The sequence below is a fragment of the Streptomyces sp. NPDC042371 genome (genome assembly GCF_056437465.1).
Map to the genome: position 1 here is coordinate 642420 of NZ_JBWKAP010000003.1, position 22890 is coordinate 665309.

General features: G+C 71.9%; 3 protein-coding genes. All 3 read right to left on the bottom strand.

The window, feature by feature from the left end:
* Position 1: 1 nt before the first annotated feature.
* A complete protein-coding gene (locus tag AC068B_RS12330) occupies positions 2–12028 on the bottom strand; it encodes an amino acid adenylation domain-containing protein (RefSeq protein WP_478671289.1) in 12027 nt (4008 codons plus the stop codon).
* Between the two features lie 102 nt (positions 12029–12130).
* On the bottom strand, positions 12131–13072 hold the full coding sequence (locus tag AC068B_RS12335; protein WP_478671042.1) for a TauD/TfdA family dioxygenase: 942 nt from the start codon (positions 13070–13072) through the stop codon (positions 12131–12133).
* A 142-nt stretch (positions 13073–13214) separates the two neighbouring features.
* Positions 13215–22856: a non-ribosomal peptide synthetase gene (locus AC068B_RS12340; RefSeq protein WP_478671044.1), complete on the bottom strand. Its 9642-nt coding sequence runs from the start codon at positions 22854–22856 to the stop codon at positions 13215–13217.
* Positions 22857–22890: the final 34 nt, after the last annotated feature.

Consider the following 22890-nt stretch of genomic DNA (forward strand, 5'->3'; position numbering starts at 1 on the left):
GTCAGCTCCTTGAGGGCTTGATGGAGGGGAGGTTCTGCAGGGGAAAGTTCTGCAGGGGAAGGTTCTGAAGGGTGCGGGAGAGGACCTCGCCCACGGGCTTCAGGACGTTCGGCAGCAACATGTCGTCGTGGGAGCAGGGGACTTGGTGCTCGTCGACCCGTCCGTCGACGTGTGGCGTCCAGGCGTCCAGTCCCTTGTCGGGCGCGGTCCGGGACCCGTCCCGCCCCAGGCCCGCGGTCAGCACGAGCAGGTTGCCGCGGAACACGCCGGGCGAGAACGCCGCGCCGATGCCCGCGTTGTGCCGCAGCGTGTGCGCGAAGGTACGCAGGTCGTCCGGCGTCAGATTGGCCATCACCGCGCCGACCTGCTGGAAGAACGCGCTCAACGCGGCCGGAGTCAGGGGCTCGTCGGCGCCGACGGTGGTGATGGCGGACGGATCGTAACCGGCGTTCGCGGCGATCATCCGCAGCATGCTGTCCTCGTCCGCGGGCACCGGCTCGACGCCGTCCTTCGCCGCGGCGGGCAAGGCGTCCAGGAGCGCCAGGAGCGCGATCTCCTCGCCCTGCTCCTGGAGTTGCGTGGCCATCTCGAAGGCGACGAGTCCGCCGAACGACCAACCGACGAGGTGGTACGGCCCGCTGGGCTGCACGGAGCGCAGCTGCTCCACGTAGTCCGCGGCCATCGCCGAGAGCGTCGCCGGGGGCTCCGCGCCCTGCAGGAGGGTGCGGGCCTGGAGGCCGTAGAGCGGGTGGCCGGGCGGCAGATGGTCCTTGAGGTGGTAGTACCCCCAGCTGTGCCCGCCCGCGGGGTGGACGCAGAAGACCGGCGCCCGATCCCCCTCCGGATGCAGCGGCAGCAGGACATCGCCCTGTGCCTTCGCCGCCCCGCGCAGCCGCCCGGCGAGCCCGGCCACGGTGGGTGCCTCGAAGAAGTCCCTGGGCCGCAACTGCGCGCCGAGGGCGGCACGGATCCGTCCGATGAGGCGCATGGCGAGCAGGGAGTGCCCGCCGAGCGCGAAGAAGCTCGCGTCGCTGCCGACCCGGGCGACATCCACGCCGAGCACCTCGGCGAAGAGGCCCGCGATGATCCGCTCGTGCGGGGTGCTGGGGGCGCGGGTGGGAGTGCTGGCGGTGGCGCTGGTGTAGTCGGGTGCGGGGAGTGCCTTGCGGTCCAGTTTTCCGTTGGGGGTCAGGGGCAGGGCGTCCAGGGCGACGAGGGCGGTGGGCACCATGTACTCGGGCAGTCGTTCGGCGACGGCCTTCTTCACCTGGTCGACGTCCACGACGTCATCGGCCACGACATAGCCGACGAGGCGTCGGTCGCCGGGCCGGTCCTCACGGATGACGGCAGTAGCACTCACGACGCCGGGGCACGCGGTCAACGCCGCCTCGATCTCGCCGAGTTCGATGCGGAAGCCGCGCAGTTTGACCTGGTCGTCGGTGCGTCCGAGGTAGCGCAGGCTGCCGTCGTTGTTCCAGGCCGCGAGGTCACCGGTGCGGTACATGCGCGATCCGGCGGGCCCGTGCGGATCGGCGACGAAGCGTTCTGCGGTCAGCCCGGGCCGGTTCAGGTAGCCGCGGGCGAGCCCGGCCCCGGCGAGGTACAGCTCGCCTGCGACACCCGGCGGGACCGGTCGCAGCGCGGCGTCCAGGACGTACGCCCGCGTGTTCGCGATCGGACGCCCGATCGACGGAGTGGCTCCGACATCGCCACGGGTCAGCTCGGCCGCCGTCGACCAGATCGTCGTCTCGGTGGGCCCGTACACATTCGTCACCGCCCGGCCGACCTCGCAGAGCGTCTCAGCCAGGGCCGAGGAGACGGCCTCGCCGCCCACCAGCACACGGCGCAGCCCGAGGCTCGTCGCGCCGGGCGTCGCCGCCAACTCCCGCCACAGCGACGGCGTCGCCTGCACCACGGTGACCTCGGCATCGGCGATCAGCCGGACCATGGCGAGCGGCTCGTTCTCCACCGTCGCACCGGGCAGCACGACCCCGGCGCCGCACAGGAGCGGCAGGTAGATCTCCAGCCCGGCGATGTCGAACGCGATCGTCGTCACGGACAGGAACCGGTCCCCCTCCCGGACACCGATCCGGCCCCTCATGTCATCCATGAAGTTGGCGAGACCTCGGTGCGGGACGGTGACGCCCTTGGGGGTGCCGGTGGAGCCGGAGGTGTAGATGACGTACGCGGGGTGGTCGGGGTCGGGCGTGGTGGTGGGGTCGGTGGGGTCGAGCGCTGCGGTGCGGGTGTGGTGGGCGGGGTCGTCGAGGTGGAGGGTGGGGGTGCCCTCGGGCCAGAGGTCGCTGGTGGTGGTGTCGGTCAGGACGCGGGTGGGGCGGGCGTCCGCCAGCATGAAGTGGATGCGGTCGAGCGGGTAGGCGGTGTCGATGGGCAGGTAGGCGGCGCCTGCTTTCAACACCGCGAGGAGTGCGGTGATCAGGTCGGGGGACCGGGGCAGGGCGAGAGCGACGATGTGCTCGGGGCCGACGCCCTGCTGGATCAGGTGGTGTGCCAGTTGGTTGGCGCGGGTGTTGAGTTCGGCGTACGTGAGGTGGGTGCCGTCGGCGATCAGCGCGATGGCGTCCGGCGTGGCGGCGGCCTGTGCCTGGAACAGCTCGGGCACGGTGGCAGCGGGCACCGCGGCGGCCGTGTCGTTCCACTCTTCGAGCACCCGGTGCCGCTCGTCGTCCGACAGGACGTCGACGGAGGCGATGCCCTGGTCGGGATCGGCCACGACCGTACGCAGCACCCGCAGCAGCCGCTCCACCAGCGCGCTCATCGTGTGCTGCTCGAACAGGTCGGTGCGGTAGGTGAGGGAGCCGAGGATCCCGTCGGGGGAACCGTCCTCGCCGTGCCGTTCGGCCAGGCTCAGGGCCAGGTCCGTGCGCGCCGCGTGGTAGCCCGCGGGCCGCGCCGAGGCATCGAGACCGCCGAACTTCAGCTCTGCGCGCGGGGTGTTGTTGAAGGCGAGCATGACCTGGAAGAGCGGGTGGTGGGCGAGGGACCGTGTCGGGTTGAGCGCCTCCACCAGGCCCTCGAAGGGGACGTCCTGGTGGGCGTAGGCGTTGAGGTCGCTCTCGCGGACGCGGTCGAGGAGTTCGGTGAAGGTGGGGTCGCCGGAGAGGTCGGTGCGCAGGACGAGGGTGTTGACGAAGAAGCCGACGAGGTCGTCGAGTTCTTCCTCGCCACGGCCTGCGACCGGGGTGCCGATGGCGATGTCGGTTCCGGCGCCGAGCCGGTGCAGAAGTGCGCTCAGGGCGGCCTGCAGCACCATGAACATGGTCGTCTGGCGCGACCGCGTGAGGTTGGTCAGGGCCTGGTGCAGGTCGGCCTCGATGTGCACCGGGGCCACACCGCCCTCGGACCCCGCCTGCTCCGGGTAGGGGTGGTCGGTGGGCAGGTCGATGCGGTCGGGGAGCCCGGCCAGGGCGTCCTTCCAGTGGGTGAGCTGGGCGGACAGGAGGCTGTCGGGGTCGTCGGCTTCACCGAGGAGTTCGTGCTGCCAGAGGGTGTAGTCGGCGTACTGGACGGGGAGCGGCTCCCACGCGGGAGTACCGCCCGCGCACCGGGCCGCGTAGGCGGTGCTGAGGTCGCGGGTCAGCGGGCCCATGGACCAGCCGTCGCCCGCGATGTGGTGGATGACCAGGGCGAGGACGTGCTCGTCCACGGCGTCCTTGATGGTGAACAGGGCGGCGCGGAGGGGCAGTTCGGTCGCGAGGTCGAAGGGGTGCCGGACGGCGTGGTCCACCGCACCGGCCAGGTCCGCTTCGGTGATCGTCCCGACGCTCACTTCGGGGCGGGCTTCGGCGGCGGGCCGGATGTCCTGGAACGGCTGGCCGTCGTGGTCCGGGAAGACCGTGCGCAGGGCCTCGTGCCGCGCGACCACGTCGTTGAGCGCGGCGTGCAGCGCATCGACGTCCAGGGCACCGGACAGGCGCAGGACCACCGGCACGTTGTACGTCGGGTTGGGCCCGTCCAGCCGGTACAGGAACCACAACCGGCGCTGCGCAAAGGACAGCGGTGTCTGTTCCGGGCGCGTGGCGGGCTTCAGCGCGGGGCGCGCGGCCAGGCTCGTCGGTACCGCAACCGTCCGTGCGAGGGCGGCGACCGTCGGCGCCGCGAAGAGGTCGCGTATCGCCAGGTCCACTCCCATCACCGCGCGTACGCGGCCGACGAGACGCATGGCCAGCAGCGAGTGCCCGCCCAGATCGAAGAAGCTGTCGTCCACGCCGACCTGATCGAGGCCGAGGACTTCGGTGAAGAGTCCGGCGAGGATCTCCTCGCGGGCGTCGCGCGGGGCCCGGGAGGAGGTGGACGTGCCGCTGTAGTCGGGTGCGGGCAGGGCCTTGCGGTCGAGCTTGCCGTTCGGCATGAGGGGGAGTTCGTTCAGGACCAGGACGGCGGACGGGACCATGTAGTCCGGCAGGCGGTCGGCCACCTGGGCGCGCACGGCGGCCGGTTCGGCGTGACTGCCGCCGTCGCTCACGACGTAGCCGACCAGGCGGCGGTCGCCGGGGCGGTCCTCGCGGATGACGGCAGCGGCGGCCCGGACACCGGGACAGGCGGTCAACGCGGCTTCGATATCGCCGAGTTCGATGCGGAAGCCGCGCAGTTTGACCTGGTCGTCGGCGCGGCCGAGGTAGCGCAGGGTGCCGTCGTTGTTCCAGGCCGCGAGGTCACCCGTGCGGTACATGCGCGATCCGGTGGGGCCGTACGGGTCGGGGATGAAGCGTTGCGCGGTGAGTCCGGGCCGGTTGAGATAGCCGCGGGCGACGCCGGTTCCGGCGACGTACAACTCACCGGGCACGCCGGGGGGTACGGGGGACAGTCCGGCGTCCAGGACGTACGTCCGTGTGTTGCCGATGGGTCGGCCGATGGGCGGTGCCGCCGCGCCCGAGAGTGGTTCGCTCAGGGTTGCGCAGACGGTGGTTTCCGTGGGGCCGTAGGCGTTGACCATGCGTCGGCCCGCGGACCAGCGTTCGGCCACATCGGGTCCGCAGGCTTCGCCGCCCACGACGACTGTCATGGTTTCGGGGGCCTGTGTCACGTCCAGTACGCCGAGCGCGGAGGGCGGCACCATGCAGTACGTGACGCCCGCGTGGGTGAGTACGCGTGCGAGGGCGTCGCCGGGGGCGAGCTCCTGTGCGTCGGCCACGACCAAGGCCGCGCCTGACAGCAGTGCCAGGCTCCAGTCCCAGGTGGCCGCGTCGAAGCTGGGGGAGGCGAACTGCAGGACCCGGCTGCCGGGTCCCACACCCAGGCGGGGTGCGGAAGATGCCACGAGGCTCACCAGGCCCGCGTGGGTCACCACGACACCCTTGGGTATGCCCGTCGACCCGGAGGTGTAGATGACATAGGCAGGATGGGCGGGCCCGGTCACGGATGCGACAGGATCTGTTGGGTCGCAGGCCGCCAACTCCGCCTGGATAAAGGCGTCGTCGAGCCGCACGACCGGCGTTTCCTGAGCCCATAGAGAGGTGGTCGTCGCGTCCGTCACCACGAGCGCGGGCCGGGCGTCCTCGACCATGAAGCGGATCCGGTCGACCGGATACCCGGTGTCGATCGGCAGGTACGCCGCTCCGGCCTTCCACACCGCCAGCACGGCCACGACCAGCTCCGGCGAGCGCGGCAACGCGAGCGCCACCACCTGCTCCGGCCCCACGCCCCGCTCCACCAGCAGCCGCGCGAGCCGACTCGCCCGCGCATCCAACTCGGCGTACGAGTAGACGGTGCTGCCATCCGCCGCCACCAGCGCCGCGGCATCCGGCGCCTGTGCGACCCGCGCCGCGAACATGGCGGGCGCCGTCTTCTCCGGCACCTCCACCACCGGACCGGCGGCCCACGTGTCTGCCACCCGCTCACGTTCATCGACCGAGAGCAGCTCCACCGCCCCGACCCGCTGCCCCGCATCCTCGGACATCGCCGTCAGGATCCGCACGAGACGGTCGAGGAGTGCTTCCGCGTCCGGGGAGGCGTAGCTGTCCGTGCGGTGGTCGAGGCGCAGCCGCAGCTCGGGGCCCGGGACGACGACGAGGCTCAGCGGGTAGTGGGCGCCGTCGTGGCCCGTGGCTCCGGTGACCCGCAGACCTCCGTCGGTGTCCGCCTGGGCGGTACGGGGCGACAGGTAGTTCTCGAAGGCGACGACGGTGTCGAAAAGACCACCCGTACCACCGGAGCCGCCGATACCACCCGCACCGGCCGCCCGCTGGATCTCCGTAAGAGACACGTGCTGGTGCGGCAGCAGCGCACCCTGCTCGTCCTGCACCCGCCCCGCCAGATCGGCCCACGTGTCCTCGGCACGCAGCCGCACCCGGACCGGAACCGTGTTGATGAACAGGCCGATCATGTTCTCGATGCCCGGGATCTCCGGCGACCGCCCCGACACCACGGCGCCGAAGACCACGTCGTCCTGACCGGTCGTCCGGCCGAGGAGGGCACCCCACGCGCACTGCACCAGGGTGTTGAGGGTCACCCCGGCGCGGCGTGCCTGGGCGTCGAGTGCCGTCGTGGTGTCCGCGTCCAGGTGGGACACCAGCCGCTCGGGCAGGGGCGCGGTACCCGGGGTCGCCGAGGGTGCGACCGCCGCCGCGTACGTCGGCTCGGCCCCCGCCAACGCCTCGGCCCAGGCGTCGTGCGCCGCGGTCCGGTCGCGCTCCACGAGCCATGTCAGGTAGTCGCGGTAGGGGGTCGTCCTGGGCAGGACGGAATCGTCGCCACCGTCCGCGTACAGCCGGTACAGGGCGAGGAGTTCATTGATGTGGAGGCTGGAGGACCAGCCGTCGGTGAGGATGTGATGCTGGGTGATGACCAGGCAGTGACGGTCCTCGCCCAGGCGGACCAGGGCGAACCGCATGAGCGGCGGCCGCGCCAGGTCGAAGCGTCGCGCCCGCTCCTCGCTCAGGAACGCGTCCAGGGCCGCTTCGACGCCGGAGTCGACGCCGAAGTCGGCATCGGCGTCGGCTGCGGAGTCGACGCCTGCGCGCAAGTCCACGTCCTGCCACGGCAGTTGCGTACCGTTCTCGACGATCTGCACCGGCCGGTCCAGACCCTCGTGGCAGAACGCCGCTCGCAGGTTGGGGTGGCGCTCCAGCATGCGCTGGGCCGCAGCCCGCAGGGCATCGCCGTGTACGACGCCGTCGAGGCGGAGCGCCATCTGGACGGTGTAGACGTCGTGGGCGTCGGGTTCCGCGCCGTCGGCGAGGGCGTGGAAGAGCATCCCTTCCTGGAGCGGGGACAGCGGCCAGACGTCGGCCAGCTCCGGGTACTGCTCCTCGAGGCGGGCGACCTGGTGGTGGGTGAGGTCGACGAGGTCGAGGTCGCTGGGGGTCCGGCCCGCGGGCGCGGAGCCCTCCGCGTGCGTGCCGAGTGCGGCGAGCGCGGCCAGCCAGGCGTCGGCGAGCTCCTGGACGCGGTCGTGGGTGAAGAGGGCCTCGGGCCACTTGAAGGTCGCGCTCAGCCGGGAACCGTCGGCGGAGTCCACGGTGACCGCATTGATCATCAACGGGTGCGGGGCCTGCATCCGCGGGTCCAGACCGCCGAGCGACGGGCTGCCGGGCACCTGCTGCCAGTCCGCGGCCGTGGCGTCGGCGCCGGGGGCAGGCACCGCGAACCTGCCGAGGTAGTTGAAGGAGACCTGGGGGGCGGCGAGACCGGCGAGGGCGGGGGCCGTCTCCGGGTTGAGGTGGCGCAGCAGTCCGTACGCGAAACCGCTGTCGGGGACGGCGCGCAGCTGCTCCTTGACCAGTTGCAGCGCGCGGCCCACCGCGGGTCCGCCGGTGTGCAGCTCGGCGGCCGGTACGGTGCCCGGATCGAGCCGGACCGGCGCCGTGCTGGTGAACCATCCGACGGTGCGGGAGGTGTCGGCCTTCGCGAGGTCGTCCTGGCGGCCGTGTCCCTCCAGGTCGATGAGCGTGCCGGTGTGCCGGGAGTCGTCGCGCCAGTCGGCGAGGGCGACCGCGAGCCCGGTCAGGAGCATCTCGTTGGTGGTGGAGTGCAGCGTGGCGGGCGCGCGGGTGAGGAGCGCCTCGGTGAGCCGGGCCGGTACGTTCACGCGCAGCGAGGCCAGTGTGTCGGCGGTGCCGTGCGCGGAGCGGTCCTCCGCGTCCTGTCCGAGGCGGGGCTCGGGCCGGGACAGCATGTCGGTCCACTGGGGCAGCGCCGCGGTGGTCCGGGGTTCGCGGGCCAGCTCCGTGAGCCTGCGGGCCCACTGCCGGAACGACGTGCCGACCGGCGCCAACTCGGGTGTCCGTCCGGCGAGTACGGCTGCTCCCGCGACGGCGAGATCCGGCAGCAGGATCCGCCAGGAAACCCCGTCGACCACCAGGTGATGGATCGTCAGGAGCAGTCGGCCCGGCTCCTCGGGCCCGTTGTCGAACCAGACGGCCTGCAGCATGACGCCGTCGTGCGGGGCGAGCCGTGCGCGGGCCTGCTCCGCGTGCCGCACGAGGAGTGCATGCCGCCGCTCGTCGTCGAGACCGGCGGTCACCACCTGGGTGAGGAGCGGCTCGACCGGCACCGCACCGGCGGCCGGGACGTCGAGCATCCAGTCAGCCCCCGTACCCGCACCCGTACCTGCGTCGGTACCGGCGTCGCTGCCGTCCCGCACGAGTCGGGCCCGCAGCATGTCGTGGTGATCGACGAGCGCCTGCAGTACGTCGCCGAGCTGCCCGCGGCCGATGCCGCCCGGCACCTGTACGAAGACGGACTGGTTGAAGCCGTCGACGGGGTGGCCGGGTTCGAGGAGCCAGTGCATGACGGGCGTCAGCGGTGCCGCGCCCACTCCTGAGCGGTCGACGTCGACGTCGGTGCCGCCTCCGCAGTGCCCGTCCCCGTCGCCGATCGGCCGCGCCCTGCGGGCCAGCGCTCCGGGCGTCTGGTCCTTGAAGACGTCGCGGGGCGTGAGGTCGAGGCCGCGTTCGCGGGCGCGGGTGACCAGGACGATGGAGCTGATGCTGTCGCCGCCGAGGGCGAAGAAGCCGTCGTCGACGCCGACCTGATCGGCGTCGAGCCCGAGGACGTCGGCGAAGAGCTCGGCGACGACCTGCTCCTGTGGGGTGCCGGGGGCCCGGGTCGGGGTGGCGCGGGTGTAGTCGGGCACGGGCAGCGCCCTGTGGTCCAGCTTTCCGTGGGCGCTCAGGGGCAGCGTGTCCAGGACCACCACGGCCGTGGGCACCATGTACTCCGGCAGCCGCGCGGCCACGCTCTTCTTCACCTGGTCGACGTCGATACCGGTGTCGATGCCGACGACGTCATCGGCCACCACGTAGCCGACCAGGCGCCGGTCACCGGGCCGGTCCTCGCGGATGACGGCAGCGGCGGCCCGGACGCCGGGACAGGCGGTCAACGCGGCGTCGATCTCGCCGAGTTCGATGCGGAAGCCGCGCAACTTGACCTGGTCGTCGGCGCGGCCCAGGAACTGCAGCGTGCCGTCTGGGTTCCACCGCACCAAGTCCCCGGTGCGGTACATGCGTGACCCGGCGGGCCCGTACGGGTCGGCGACAAAACGTCCCGCGGTCAGCCCGGGCCGGTTCAGATAGCCACGCGCGACACCGGCCCCGGCCACGTACAACTCACCCGGCACCCCGGGCGGCACCGGGGACAGGCCCTCGTCCAGGACGTACGTCCGTACGTTGGCGATCGGGCGTCCGATCGGCGGCACCACCGCCCCCGACAGCGCCTCGCTCAACGTCGCGCACACCGTGATCTCCGTCGGCCCGTACGCGTTGAACATCTTCCGCCCCGCGGACCAGCGCTCCACGATCTCCGGACCGCAGGCCTCACCGCCGACGATCAGCGTCAACGTGCCCGGCAGCGACTTCTCGGAGAGCACCCGCAGGACCGACGGCACCAGCGTGCAGTGCGTGATCTCCTCGGCGCGGAGGAGTTCGAGGAGATCGGGCCCTGGCGTGAGGCGGTCCGCGTCGGCGAGCACCAGCGTGCCGCCCGTCAGCAGGGCCGTGAAGAACTCGGACGCGGCGGCGTCGAAGCTGGGTGACAGGAACTGCAGCACTCGGGAGCCGACACCGATGCCCCACTGCTCGCTCTGCGCGAGCGCGAAGTTGGCGAGGCCCCGGTGCGGGACGGTGACGCCCTTGGGCGTGCCGGACGATCCCGAGGTGTAGATGACGTACGCCGGATGCGCGACGTCCAGGGTGCCGACCCGGTCGGCGTCGGTGAGGTCCGACGCGTCCAGGCCCGCGAGGTGCTCACGGACCGCGGGTTCGTCGAGGACGACGACGGCCGTGTCGTCCTGCTCCGACAGGAGCTCGCGGGCGCCGGAGTGGGCCAGGACGAGGCCCGGCCGGGCGTCCCGCAGCATGAAGCGGATGCGGTCGACCGGGTAGGTGGTGTCGAGCGGCAGATAGGCGGCGCCCGCCTTGAGTACGGCGAGGAGCGCGGTGATCAGGTCGGCGGACCGGGGGATGGCCAGCGCCACGATGTCCTCGGGGCCGACACCCCGCTCGACCAGGAGCCGGGCCAGACGGTTCGCACGGGCGTTGAGGTCCGCGTACGAGACGGGGACGCCGTCGGCGACGAGCGCGCTCACCTCGGGCAGGGCCAGCGCACGCTGCTGAAACAACTCGGCGGCGGTACCTGCGAGTTCGGGCGTGGACGTGTCGTTCCACTCCTCCAGGACCCGGCGCCGCTCGTCGCCCGACAGCACGTCGAACGACGACACGCGCCGCTCCGGGGCGGCGACACCGCTCTCCAGCACGCGGATGAGCCGCTCGGCCAGGGCGGTGACCGTGGTGTGGTCGAACAGGTCGGTGCGGTACGAGATCACACCGCTGATCCCGTCGGCGGCGCCGTCGGCGTCGTGCTGTTCGGCGAAGCTGACGGACAGGTCCATCCGGGCGGACTGGAGGCGGACGGCCTGGGGAGACGCCTTGAGCCCGCCGAACTCCACGGCCGCGCGCGGGGTATTGTTGAAGGCGAGCATGACCTGGAAGAGGGGGTGGTGGGCCAGGGACCGCGTCGGGTTCAGCGCCTCCACCAGGCTCTCGAAGGGGACGTCCTGGTGGGCGTAGGCGTTGAGGTCGCTCTCGCGGACGCGGTCGAGGAGCTCCGTGAACGTCGGGTCACCGGACAGGTCGGCGCGCAGGACGAGCGTGTTGACGAAGAAGCCGACCAGGTCGTCGAGTTCCTCCTCACCTCGTCCCGCGACCGGGGTGCCGATGGGGATGTCGGTTCCGGCGCCGAGCCGGTGCAGGAGTACGCCCAGGGCGGCCTGCAACACCATGAAGACGGTCGTCTGGCGCGACCGCGCGAGGTCGGTCAGAGCCCGGTGCAGTCCGGCCTCGATGCGCACCGGGACCGCACTGCCCTCGGACCCCGCCTGCTCCGGGTAGGGGCGGTCGGTGGGCAGGTCGATGAGCTCCGGCAGCCCGGCCAGCGCACCCTTCCAGTAGGTGAGCTGGGCGGACAGGAGACTGTCGGGGTCGTCGGCTTCACCGAGGAGCTCGTGCTGCCACAGGGTGTAGTCGGCGTACTGCACCGGCAGCGGCTCCCACGCGGGAGTGGCGTCCGCGCAACGGGCGGCGTAGGCGGTGCTCAGGTCACGGATCAGCGGCCCCATCGACCAGCCGTCACCGGCGATGTGATGGATCACCAGAACGAGCACGTGCTCGCCACCCGAAGCGTCCACGGCGTCCACGGCGTCCACCGCACCCACCGCGTCCTCGACGGTGAACAGCGTCGCCCGGAGCGGAAGTTCGGTCGCCAGGTCGAAGGCGTACCGCACCGCACGGTCCACCGCACCGCTCAGCTCCGCCTCGGCGACCGTCTCGACGTCCACCACCGGCCGCGCCTCGGCGACCGGGCGGATGTCCTGGAACGGCTGACCATCCGTGTCCGGGAAGACCGTGCGCAGGGCCTCGTGCCGCGCCACCACGTCGTTCAGCGCGGCGTGCAGCGCATCGACGTCCAGGGCACCGGACAGGCGCAGCACCACCGGCACGTTGTAGGTCGCGCTGGGACCCTCGTACCGGTACAGGAACCACAACCGACGCTGCGCATACGACAACGGCACCATGTGTTCTTGCGTTCCCCTCGTGTCATAGCAGCAGCTTCAGCGCCGGTCTGTCCCGCGCGATGTGGACCCGGACCCGGGCCCGGTTCCGGCAGGTTCAGGTCACCCGGACATGGCGACCAGGACGCGGCGCGGCCCGGTGTAGGGGCGGCGGCCGTGCGCCACGGCCACGTTGTCGATGAGGAGCAGGTCGCCCTCGTACCAGTCCACGTCCACGGCAGCGGCCAGACCGTTGTCACGGACGTGCGCCACGTACTCGTCGGGAATCGGGGTGCCGTCGGCGAACGTCACCGACTGCGGCAGCTCGTCCTCCGTCATCAGCTCGGAGAGCATCGTCGCGGTGTCGGCGTCGAGCCCAGCGAGGTGCCACTGGTCGAACTGGTTGAACCAGACCTCGTCGCCGGTGACCGGATGCCGCACGGTGGCGGGGCGCAGCTGCGTGATCCGCAGGCTGTCGTCCGCCTTCCACTCCCAGGAGACGTCGGCGTCCGCGAGGTGCGCCGCCACCTCGTCCTTGTCGGAGGTCTCGAACGTGTCCTGCCAGCTCTTGCCGAACCCGGCCCCGCTCTGCAGGTTCTGCGTGTAGCGGATGCCCTTGCTGAAGGCGGCCCTGACCTCCTCGTCCAGGGAGCTCAGCCACAACGTGCCGTCGACCACCGGCGTCGCGCCCCCGCTCTCCGGGCTGCGCTCGCAGTAGAAGGCGAGCCGGGACGGCCAACGGCGGGCGTAGGACAGCTCGTTGTGCATGGAGATGGTGAACTCGGCCGGGTACTCGGTCGACGTGTAGACGTTGCTGCCGACCTTGGTGCGGGGCGAGTTGCCGTGCACGTAGGCCAGCCGGTTCGGCAGGAGCAGGTCGAGCGCCGAGCCGACCTGCTCCTGGGACGTGCCGAAGCCGCGGAAGACCAGGGCCTTGTTCGCGAGGAGCAGCTCGGCGGTCTTCGCCGTGTCGCTGATCGCCGCCAGCAGGCCCGCGTGGTCCGCCGCCACCCCCGCCGTGTCCGGCGTCACCACATGGGGTGTCCAGTCGCTCGACTTGCTCACGTCGCTTCTCCTCTGTTCCCTGTGACTTCCGGCTCCGGCGCCACGGACGTCCCGCTGTCCTGGCTCGCGCCCGTTCCGGCTCGTACCGCTTCGGCTGGTTCTGCTTCGACTCGTGCTGCTCCGGCCACCGGCCGGGCCGTGCTCACGTCGTCCCGCGCGACCGCGGCCGCAGCTTGGGTCTGGGCCTGGCCCGGGCGCCGCCCTGGCTCTCCAGGTGCTCGGCCAGCTCCGCCACCGTCGGCTTGGTGAAGACCGTCCGCAGGTCGACCTCCGCGCCGACGACGGTGCGGATGCGGCCGATGAGGCGCGTGGCGAGCAGGGAGTGCCCGCCGAGGGCGAAGAAGTTGTCGTCGACACCGACCGACTCCAGGCCGAGGACCTCGGCGAAGAGCCCGACGAGCGCCTCTTCCCGGCCGTTGCGCGGAGCCCGGGTGGGGGCGGTGGCGCCGGTGTAGTCGGGTGCGGGCAGGGCCTTGCGGTCCAGCTTTCCGTTGGGCGTCAGGGGCAGGGCGTCCAGGGCGACGAGGGCGGTGGGCACCATGTACTCGGGCAGTGCGCGCCTGAGCCGGTCCTGAAGGCCTCGCAGTTCCTGCTGGTCGAAGGCCTTGCCGCTCTCGGGTACGACGTATCCCACCAGGCGGTGGTCGGCGGGCCGGTCCTCCCGGACCACTACAGCGGCGGCCACGACGGTGGGGTCAGTGCTCAACACGGCCTCGATCTCGCCGAGTTCGATGCGGAAGCCGCGCAGTTTGACCTGGTCGTCGGTGCGTCCGAGGTAGCGCAGGCTGCCGTCGTTGTTCCAGGCCGCGAGGTCACCGGTGCGGTACATGCGCGATCCGGCGGGCCCGTACGGGTCGGCGAGGAACCGTTCCGCGGTCAGCCCGGGCCGGTTCAGGTAGCCGCGCGCGAGCCCTGCCCCCGCGAGGTACAGCTCGCCTGCGACACCCGGCGGGACCGGTCGCAGCGCGGCGTCCAGGACGTACACCCGCGTGTTCGCGATCGGACGCCCGATCGGCGGAGCGACACGAGGGTCGCTGTCCACGGCGCACGGGTGGTACGTGACGTCGACCGTCGCCTCCGTCGGCCCGTACAGGTTGTGGAGATCCGCGGCGGGCAGCACGGTGTGGCAGCGCGTCACCAGATGGGCGTGCAACGCCTCGCCACTGCTGAACACCCGCCGCAGGGAGACACAGCGCCCGGCCGACGGTTCGTTCAGGAACGCGTCGAGCATCGACGGCACGAAGTGCGCCGTGGTGACGCCCTCGCTCGCCACGAGACCGGCCAGGTACCGGGCGTCGTTCTGCCCGCCTGGCTTTGCCAGGACCAGGGACGCGCCCTGCAGCAGCGGCCAGAAGAACTCCCATACGGACACGTCGAACCCGGCCGGTGTCTTCTGCAGCACCCGGTCGTCGGCCCCGAGCCCGTACTCGGACTGCATCCAGCTCAGCCGGTTCACGACCCCGGAGTGCGGGACGGCGACGCCCTTGGGGGTGCCGGTGGAGCCGGAGGTGTAGATGACGTAGGCGGGGTGGGCGGGGTCGGGTGCGTTGGTGGGGTTGGTGGGGTCGAGTGCCGCTGTCCGGGTGTGGAAGGCGGGGTCGTCCAGGAGGACGGTGGGGGTGCCTTCGGCCCAGAGGTCGCTGGTGGCGGTGTGGGTCAGGACGAGGGTGGGGCGGGCGTCCTGGACCATGTGGCGGATGCGGTCCGCCGGGTAGCCGGTGTCGATGGGCAGGTAGGCGGCGCCCGCCTTGAGCACGGCGAGGAGTGCGGTGATCAGGTCGGGGGACCGGGGGATGGCGAGGGCCACGATGTGCTCGGGGCCCACTCCCTGCTCGACCAAGTGATGGGCCAACTGGTTGGCGCGGGTGTTGAGTTCGCCGTACGTGAGGTGGGTGCCGTCGGCGATTACGGCGATGGCGTCCGGTGTGGCCGCGGACTGCGCCTGGAACAGCTCGGGCACCGTGGCAGCGGGTACCGCGGTGGCCGTGTCGTTCCACTCTTCGAGCACCCGGTGCCGCTCGCCCTCGGACAGCACGTCGACGGAGCCGACGCGCTGACCGGGGTCGTCCGCGACGGCGCGCAGCACCCGCAGCAGCCGCTCCACCAGCGCGGTCACCGTGGCCTGCTCGAACAGATCCGTGCGGTACGCGACGGACCCGTCGATACCGCCCGGCGCGTCGCCCCCGCCCTGCCGCTCGGCCAGGTGCACCGTCAGGTCCATCCGCGCGGCCCGGATACGGGCCTCCTGCGGGGTCGCCTTCGCCCCGGCGAAGGCCAGTTCGCCTCGTGGGTTGCTGTTGAGGCCGAGCATGACCTGGAAGAGCGGGTGGTGGGCCAGGGACCGGGTCGGGTTCAGCGCCTCGACGAGGCCCTCGAAGGGCACGTCCTGGTGGGCGTAGGCGTTGAGGTCGCTCTCGCGGACGCGGTCGAGGAGTTCGGCGAACGTCGGGTCGCCGGACAGGTCGGTGCGCAGCACGAGCGTGTTCACGAAGAAGCCGACCAGGTCGTCCAGCTCCTCCTCACCCCGTCCCGCGACCGGTGTCCCGATCGGGATGTCCGTGCCCGCGCCGAGCCGGTGCAGGAGCACCCCCAGGGCGGCCTGCAACACCATGAAGACGGTCGTCTGGCGCGACCGCGCGAGGTCGACCAGAGCCTGATGCAGCCCGGCCTCGATCCGCACCGGAACGACACCGCCCTCGAACCCCGCCTGCTCCGGATACGGGTGGTCGGTGGGCAGGGCGATGCGCTCCGGCAGCCCGGCCAGCGCGTCGCGCCAGTAGCCGACCTGCGCGGCGAGGAGGCTCTCCGGGTCGTTCTCGTCGCCGAGGAGCTCGCGCTGCCACAGGGTGTAGTCCGCGTACTGCACCGGCAACGGCGTCCATGCCGGGGCACGGCCTCCGCGCCGGGCAGCGTAGGCCGCGCTCAGGTCGCGGGAGAGCGGCCCCACCGACCAGCCGTCACCGGCGATGTGATGGATCACCAGGACAAGCACGTGCTCGCCGCCCGAAGCGTCCACGGCGTCCACGGCGTCCACCGAGCCCACCGCGTCCTCGACGGTGAACAGGGCGGCGCGGAAAGGCAGTTCGGTCGCGAGGTCGAACGCGTACCGCACCGCACGCTCCACCGCACCGCTCAGCTCCGCCTCGGTGACCGACTCGACGTCCACCACCGGCCGCGCCTCGGCGACCGGGCGTACGTCCTGGTACGGCTGGCCGTCCGTCTCAGGGAAGACCGTGCGCAGGGCCTCGTGGCGCGCCACCACATCACCCACCGCCGCCCGCAACGCCTCCGCGTCCAGCGCGCCGGAGATGCGGAGCACCGCGGCGCCGTTGTACGTCGCGCTCGGCCCCTCGAACCGGTACAGGAACCACAGCCGACGCTGCGCGAACGACAGCGGCATCCGCTCCGGACGCGCCACGGGCACGATCGGCGGGCGCGCCTCGGGGCTGCCGCCGAGCTGCCGGGTCAGGCCCGCCACCGTCGGGGAGTCGAAGAACGCCTTGATGCCGAGCTGTGCGCCCATGGCCCTGCGGATGCGGCCTATCACACGCGCGGCCAGCAGTGAGTGCCCGCCCAGGTCGAAGAAGCTGTCGTCGACGCCGACCCGCTCGGGATCGATGCCGAGGACCTCGGCGAACAGGGCGGTGAGGATCTCCTCGTGCGGGCCGCGCCGCGCCCCGTCCGGCCGCCTTCCGGTGCCGCCACCGGAGTCGGCGAGGTAGTCGGGGTCGGGCAGGGCCTTGCGGTCCAGCTTCCCGTGGGCGGTGAGCGGCAGGGCGTCGATGACGACGATCGCCGCAGGCACCATGTACTCCGGGAGCCGCGCCGCGAGACGGTCCCGCACCTCCGCGGGGTCGACGCCGCCGTCGGCCTCCGGGACGACGTAACCGACCAGGCGGCGGTCCCCTTCCTGCTCCTCGCGCACCACCACGGCCGCCCGCGCGACCCCGGCGCAGCGCGTCAACTCGGCCTCGATCTCGCCGAGTTCGATGCGGAAGCCGCGCAGCTTCACCTGGTCGTCGGCGCGGCCCAGGTAGACGAGGGTGCCGTCGGCGTTCCAGCGGGCGAGGTCGCCGGTGCGGTACATCCGGGACCCCGCGGGCCCGTACGGGTCGGCGACGAAACGCTGCCCGGTGAGGCCGGGCCGTCGCAGATAGCCCCGCGCCAGGCCGACGCCCGCCACGTACAGCTCGCCGGGCACGCCGGGCGGCACCGGACGCAGGCCCGCGTCCAGGACGTACACCTGGGTGTTGGCCATCGGGCGGCCGATCGGGACCGGCCCGTCCGGCACCTCGTCGCCGGGCTCGATCCTGAACTCGGTGCAGTTCACCGAGGCCTCGGTCGGCCCGTACACGTTCATGACGGTCACGTCGGGGTGCCGGTCGCGCCACTTGCGCAGCGTCTCGCCGAGCAGCGCCTCACCGCCGAGCAGCAGCTCCTTGCGCGGGGAGACCTCCTCCGGGAGGCCTTCGAGCAGCGCCAGGTGGCTGGGCGTGGCCTTGAGGAAGTCACAGCCGAGCGCACGCGTCTCCGCGGTGTCCGCGAGCCCGTCCCGCAGCTCGGCGAGCACCACCCGGCCGCCCGAGACGAGCGGTGTGAAGAGCGCGGTGATCGAGAGGTCGAAGGAGAGGGACGTGTGCAGCAGCGCCACGCCCCGGGCCCCCGGGTAACGACGGCTCGTGTCCCGCAGATAGTCGGCCACCGCCGCGTGCGGCACGACGACGCCCTTGGGGGTGCCGGTGGAGCCGGAGGTGTAGACGACGTAGGCGGGGTGGGCGGGGTCAGGGGTGGCGGCAGGGTTGGTGGGGTCGAGTGCCGCTGTGCGGGTCCGGAGGGCGGGGTCGTCCAGGAGGACGGTGGCAGTGCCCTCGGCCCAGAGGTGGGCGGTGGTGGTGTCGGTCAGGACGAGGGTGGGGCGGGCGTCCTGGACCATGTAGCGGATGCGCTCCGCGGGGTACGTGGTGTCGATGGGCAGGTAGGCGGCACCTGTCTTCAGCACCGCGAGCAGAGCCGTGATCATCTCCGGCGAGCGGGGCAGGGCGAGGGCGACGATGTGCTCGGGGCCGATGCCCTGCTGGACCAAGTGACGCGCCAACTGGTTGGCGCGGGTGTTGAGTTCGCCGTACGTGAGCTGCGTGCCGTCGGAGATGAGGGCGACGGCGTCCGGCGTGGCCGCGGCCTGCGCCTGGAACAGCTCAGGAACCGTGCCGGGCCCGGCGGGCACAGCGGTGTCGTTCCACGTCCGGAGCATCTCCTGCCGCTCCGCGAACGACAGCAGGTCCACCGACCCCACGTGCTGCTCGGGGTCGTCGAGGAGGCTCGCGAGGGCCTGCCGGAACCAGCGTCCGATGGCCTCGACGCGCTCCCGCGAGAACCGGCCCGCGTCGAACTGCAGGGCCCCGTCGATCCCCAGCGGCGCACCGTCCGGGCCGAACCGCTCCCGCAGGGTCAGCGTCAGGTCCCGGCGCGCGGCCTGCGTGTTCCAGGAGGAGGCCGTGAGGCTCAGCCCGGGGATGTCGAGCTGCTGCGCCTCGTGGTTCTGCAGCGTGAGCATCACCTGGTACAGCGGCTGGTGGTCCGTGGTGCGGGTCGGGTTGAGCGCCTCCACCAGGCTTTCGAAGGGCACGTCCTGGTGGGCGTAGGCGTTGAGGTCGCTTTCGCGGACGCGGTCGAGGAGTTCGGTGAAGGTGGGGTCGCCGGACAGGTCGGTGCGGAGCACCAGCGTGTTGACGAAGTTGCCGATGAGGGTGTCCAGCTCCTGCTGGGCCCGGCCTGCCGTCGGCGTGCCGATCGGAATGTCGGTCCCGGCGCCGAGGCGGTGCAGGAGCACGCTCAGGGCGGCCTGCAGCACCATGAACACGGTGCTGCGCTGCCCCTTGGCGACCCGGACGAGCTCCGCGTGCAGATCCGCGGTCAACGACAGCTCCGCCACTTCCCCGCGTCGGTCGCCGGACGCCCGCTCGGCGAGGTCGGTGGGCAGGTCGATGCGGTCGGGGAGCCCGGCCAGAGCGTCCTTCCAGTGGGTGAGCTGGGCGGACAGCAGGCTGTCGGGGTCGTTCTCGGCGCCGAGGAGTTCGTGCTGCCAGAGGGTGTAGTCGGCGTACTGGACCGGCAGCGGCTCCCACTCCGGAGCGCCACCCGTGCAACGGGCCGCGTAGGCGGTGCCCAGGTCGCGTGCGAGGGGGCCCATGGACCAGCCGTCGCCCGCGATGTGATGGATCACCAGAGCGAGGACGTGCTCGTCGACGGCGTCCTCGACGGTGAACAGGGCGGCGCGGAGGGGCAGTTCGGACGCTAGGTCGAAGGGGTGCCGGACGGCGTGGTCCACCGCACCGGTCAGCTCCGCTTCGGTGACCGTCTCGACGCTCACTTCGAGCTGAGCTTCGGTGGCGGGGCGGATGTCCTGGTACGGCTCGCCGTCCGTGTCCGGGAAGACCGTGCGCAGGGCCTCGTGCCGCGCCACCACGTCGTTCAGCCCGCCAAGCAGAGCCTGCGTGTCGAGGGCGCCGGAGAGTCGAAGCACCACCGGCACGTTGTACGTCGCGCTGGGCCCCTCCATGCGGTACAGGAACCACAGCCTGCGCTGCGCGAACGACAACGGCATGCGGTCGGGGCGCGCGGCGGGCGCCAGCGCCGGGCGGTCGGCGGGGTTCGTCGTCGCTTCCACCGTGCGCGCGAGTGCGGCGACCGTCGGCGCCGCGAAGAGGTCGCGTATCGCCAGGTCCACCCCCATCACCGCGCGTACGCGGCCGATGAGACGCATGGCCAGCAGGGAGTGCCCGCCCAGATCGAAGAAGCTGTCGTCGACACCGATCCGGTCGAGGCCGAGGACCTCGGTGAAGAGTCCGGCCAGGATCTCTTCACGCGCGTCGCGCGGGGCCCGGGAGGAGGTGGACGTCCCGCTGTAGTCGGGTGCGGGCAGCGCCTTGCGGTCGAGCTTGCCGTTCGGCATGAGGGGGAGTTCGTCGACGGTGACGACGGCCGCGGGGACCATGTGGTCGGGGAGCCGTGCGGCGACGGTCTTCCTGACCTGGTCGATGTCGACGACCTCGTCGGCCACGACGTAGCCGACGAGGCGGCGGTCGCCGGGGCGGTCCTCGCGGAGGATGGCAGCGGCGGCCCGGACACCAGGGCCTGCGGCCAATGCCGCCTCGACCTCACCGAGTTCGATGCGGAAGCCGCGCAGCTTGACCTGGTCATCGGCGCGCCCCAGGAACTGCAGGGTGCCGTCCTGGTTCCACCGCACCAAGTCCCCGGTCCGGTACATCCGTGATCCGGTGGGCCCGTAGAGGTCGGCGATGAAGCGCTGCGCGGTCAGCCCTGGGCGGTTCAGATAGCCCCGTGCGACACCGGCCCCGGCCACGTACAACTCACCCGGCACCCCGGGCGGCACCGGAGACAGCCCGGCATCCAGCACATACGTCCGTACGTTGCCGATGGGGCGGCCGATGGGCGGTACCGCCGCGCCCGAGAGTGGTTCGCTCAGGGTTGCGCAGACGGTGGTTTCCGTGGGGCCGTAGGCGTTGACCATGCGTCGGCCCGCGGACCAGCGTTCGGCTACGTCGGGTCCGCAGGCTTCGCCGCCCACGACGACTGTCATCGTCTCGGGGACCTGTGTCACGTCCAGTACGCCGAGCGCGGAGGGCGGCACCATGCAGTACGTGACGCCCGCGTCGGTGAGTACGCGTGCGAGGGCGTCGCCGGGGGCGAGCTCCTGCGTGTCGGCCACGACGAGTGCCGCGCCTGACAGCAGTGCCAGGCTCCAGTCCCAGGTGGCCGCGTCGAAGCTGGGGGAGGCGAACTGCAGCACCCGACTGCCGGGTCCTACACCCAGACGTGGCCCCGATGCCGCCACCAGACTCACCAGGCCCGCGTGGGTGACCACGACGCCCTTGGGTATGCCCGTCGACCCGGAGGTGTAGATGACATAGGCAGGGTGCGCAGGCGTACACGGAGCCAGATCCGCAGGGCACAGAGTGGCCAACTCCGCCTGAACGGCCGCATCGTCGAGCCGCACGACCGGTGTGCCCTGTGCCCACAGCTGCATGGTCGTCGCGTCCGTCACCACGAGCGCGGGCCGGGCGTCCTCGACCATGAAGCGGATCCGGTCCACCGGATACCCGGTGTCGATCGGCAGGTACGCCGCTCCGGCCTTCCACACCGCCAGCACGGCCACGACCAGCTCCGGCGAGCGCGGCAACGCGAGCGCCACCACCTGCTCCGGCCCCACGCCCCGCTCCACGAGCAGCCGCGCGAGCCGACTCGCCCGCGCATCCAACTCGGCGTACGAGTAGACGGTGCTGCCATCCGCCGCCACCAGCGCCGCGGCATCCGGCGCCTGCGCAACTCGTGCCGCGAACATGGCGGGTGCCGTCTCCTGCGGCACCTCCACCACCGGACCGGCGGCCCACGTGTCTGCCACCCGCCCGCGCTCATCGGCCGAGAGCAGCTCCACCGACCCGACCCGCTGACCCGCATCCTCGGCCACGGAGCTCAGCAGTCGCATCAGGCGCCCGGCGATGGTGCCGACCGTGCGGTGGTCGAATCGGTCGGTGCGGAAGTCCAGCCGCAGCTTGAGGACTTCACCGGGTGACACGGCAAGGCTCAGCGGATAGTGGGTGGCGTCGCGCCCCTGCGTGGCCGTGGCCGTGAGGCGGGATGCCCGGCGGTCGGCGGAGGTGTCGCGGTCGGCGGGGAAGTTCTCCACGGCCATGACCGTGTCGAAGGCGTCACCGAGTCCCGCCGCCTGCTGAATGTCCGTCAGGGAGAGGTGCTGGTGCGGCAGCAGCGCCCCCTGCTCGTCCTGCACCCGCACGGCCAGGTCGGCCCACGTGTCCTCGGCACGCAGTCGCACCCGGACCGGCACGGTGTTGATGAACAGGCCGATCATGCTCTCGACGCCCGGAATCTCCGGCGACCGCCCGGACACCACGGCGCCGAAGACGATGTCGTCCTGACCGGTCATCCGGCCGAGGAGCACACCCCACGCGCACTGGACGAGCGTGTTCAGGGTGACGCCCAGGCGGCGGGCCTGGGCCTGCAGCGAGGCCGTGGTCTCCTGCGGGAGATGCGCGACGAAGCGCTCCGGGAAGGCCGCTGCCAGGACGTCAGTACCGGCGGGAGCAGCCTCCGTTGAGAGTTGGGTGGCTTCCGCGCCGGTCAGTGCGCGGGTCCAGGCCTCGCGTGCACCCTCGCGGTCCCGCTCGGAGAGCCAGACCAGGTATTCGCGGTAGGGCGTGACAGGAGGGAGGACGCTGTCGTCGCCCTTGGCGTCGTACAGGGCGAGCAGTTCGCGCACCATCAGGGACGACGACCAGCCGTCGACGAGCACGTGGTGCTGGGTGATGACCACTCTGCTGCGGTCGTCCGCGGGGGAGTTGTCGCCTTCGGAGTGCGTGATGAGCGCCATGCGCAGCAGCGGCGGACTGTCGAGGTCGAAGCGGCGGGCCCGCTCGGTGTCGGCGAACGCCCGCAGTTCGGCTTCGGTCTCGCCGGGCGACAGATGGGTGAGGTCGACCTCTGTCCACGGCAACGTGACCTCGCGCGCCACGACTTGGACCGGCACGTCGAGGTCGTCCACCCAGAACGCGGCGCGCAGGTTCGCGTGCCGGTCGAGCAGGGCCTGACCGGCCGCGCGCATGGCCCCGGCGTCCAGGGCGCCGTCGAAGTCGAGGATCAGCTGCACGACATAGGCATCCGGCCCCTCGTTGTCGGCAAGGGCGTGGTAGACCAGCCCCTCCTGCAGCGGAGACAGCGGCCAGATGTCCTCAAGGTCATGCGACAAGGTTGATCCACTCTCCGTACCAGGCGCTGCAACG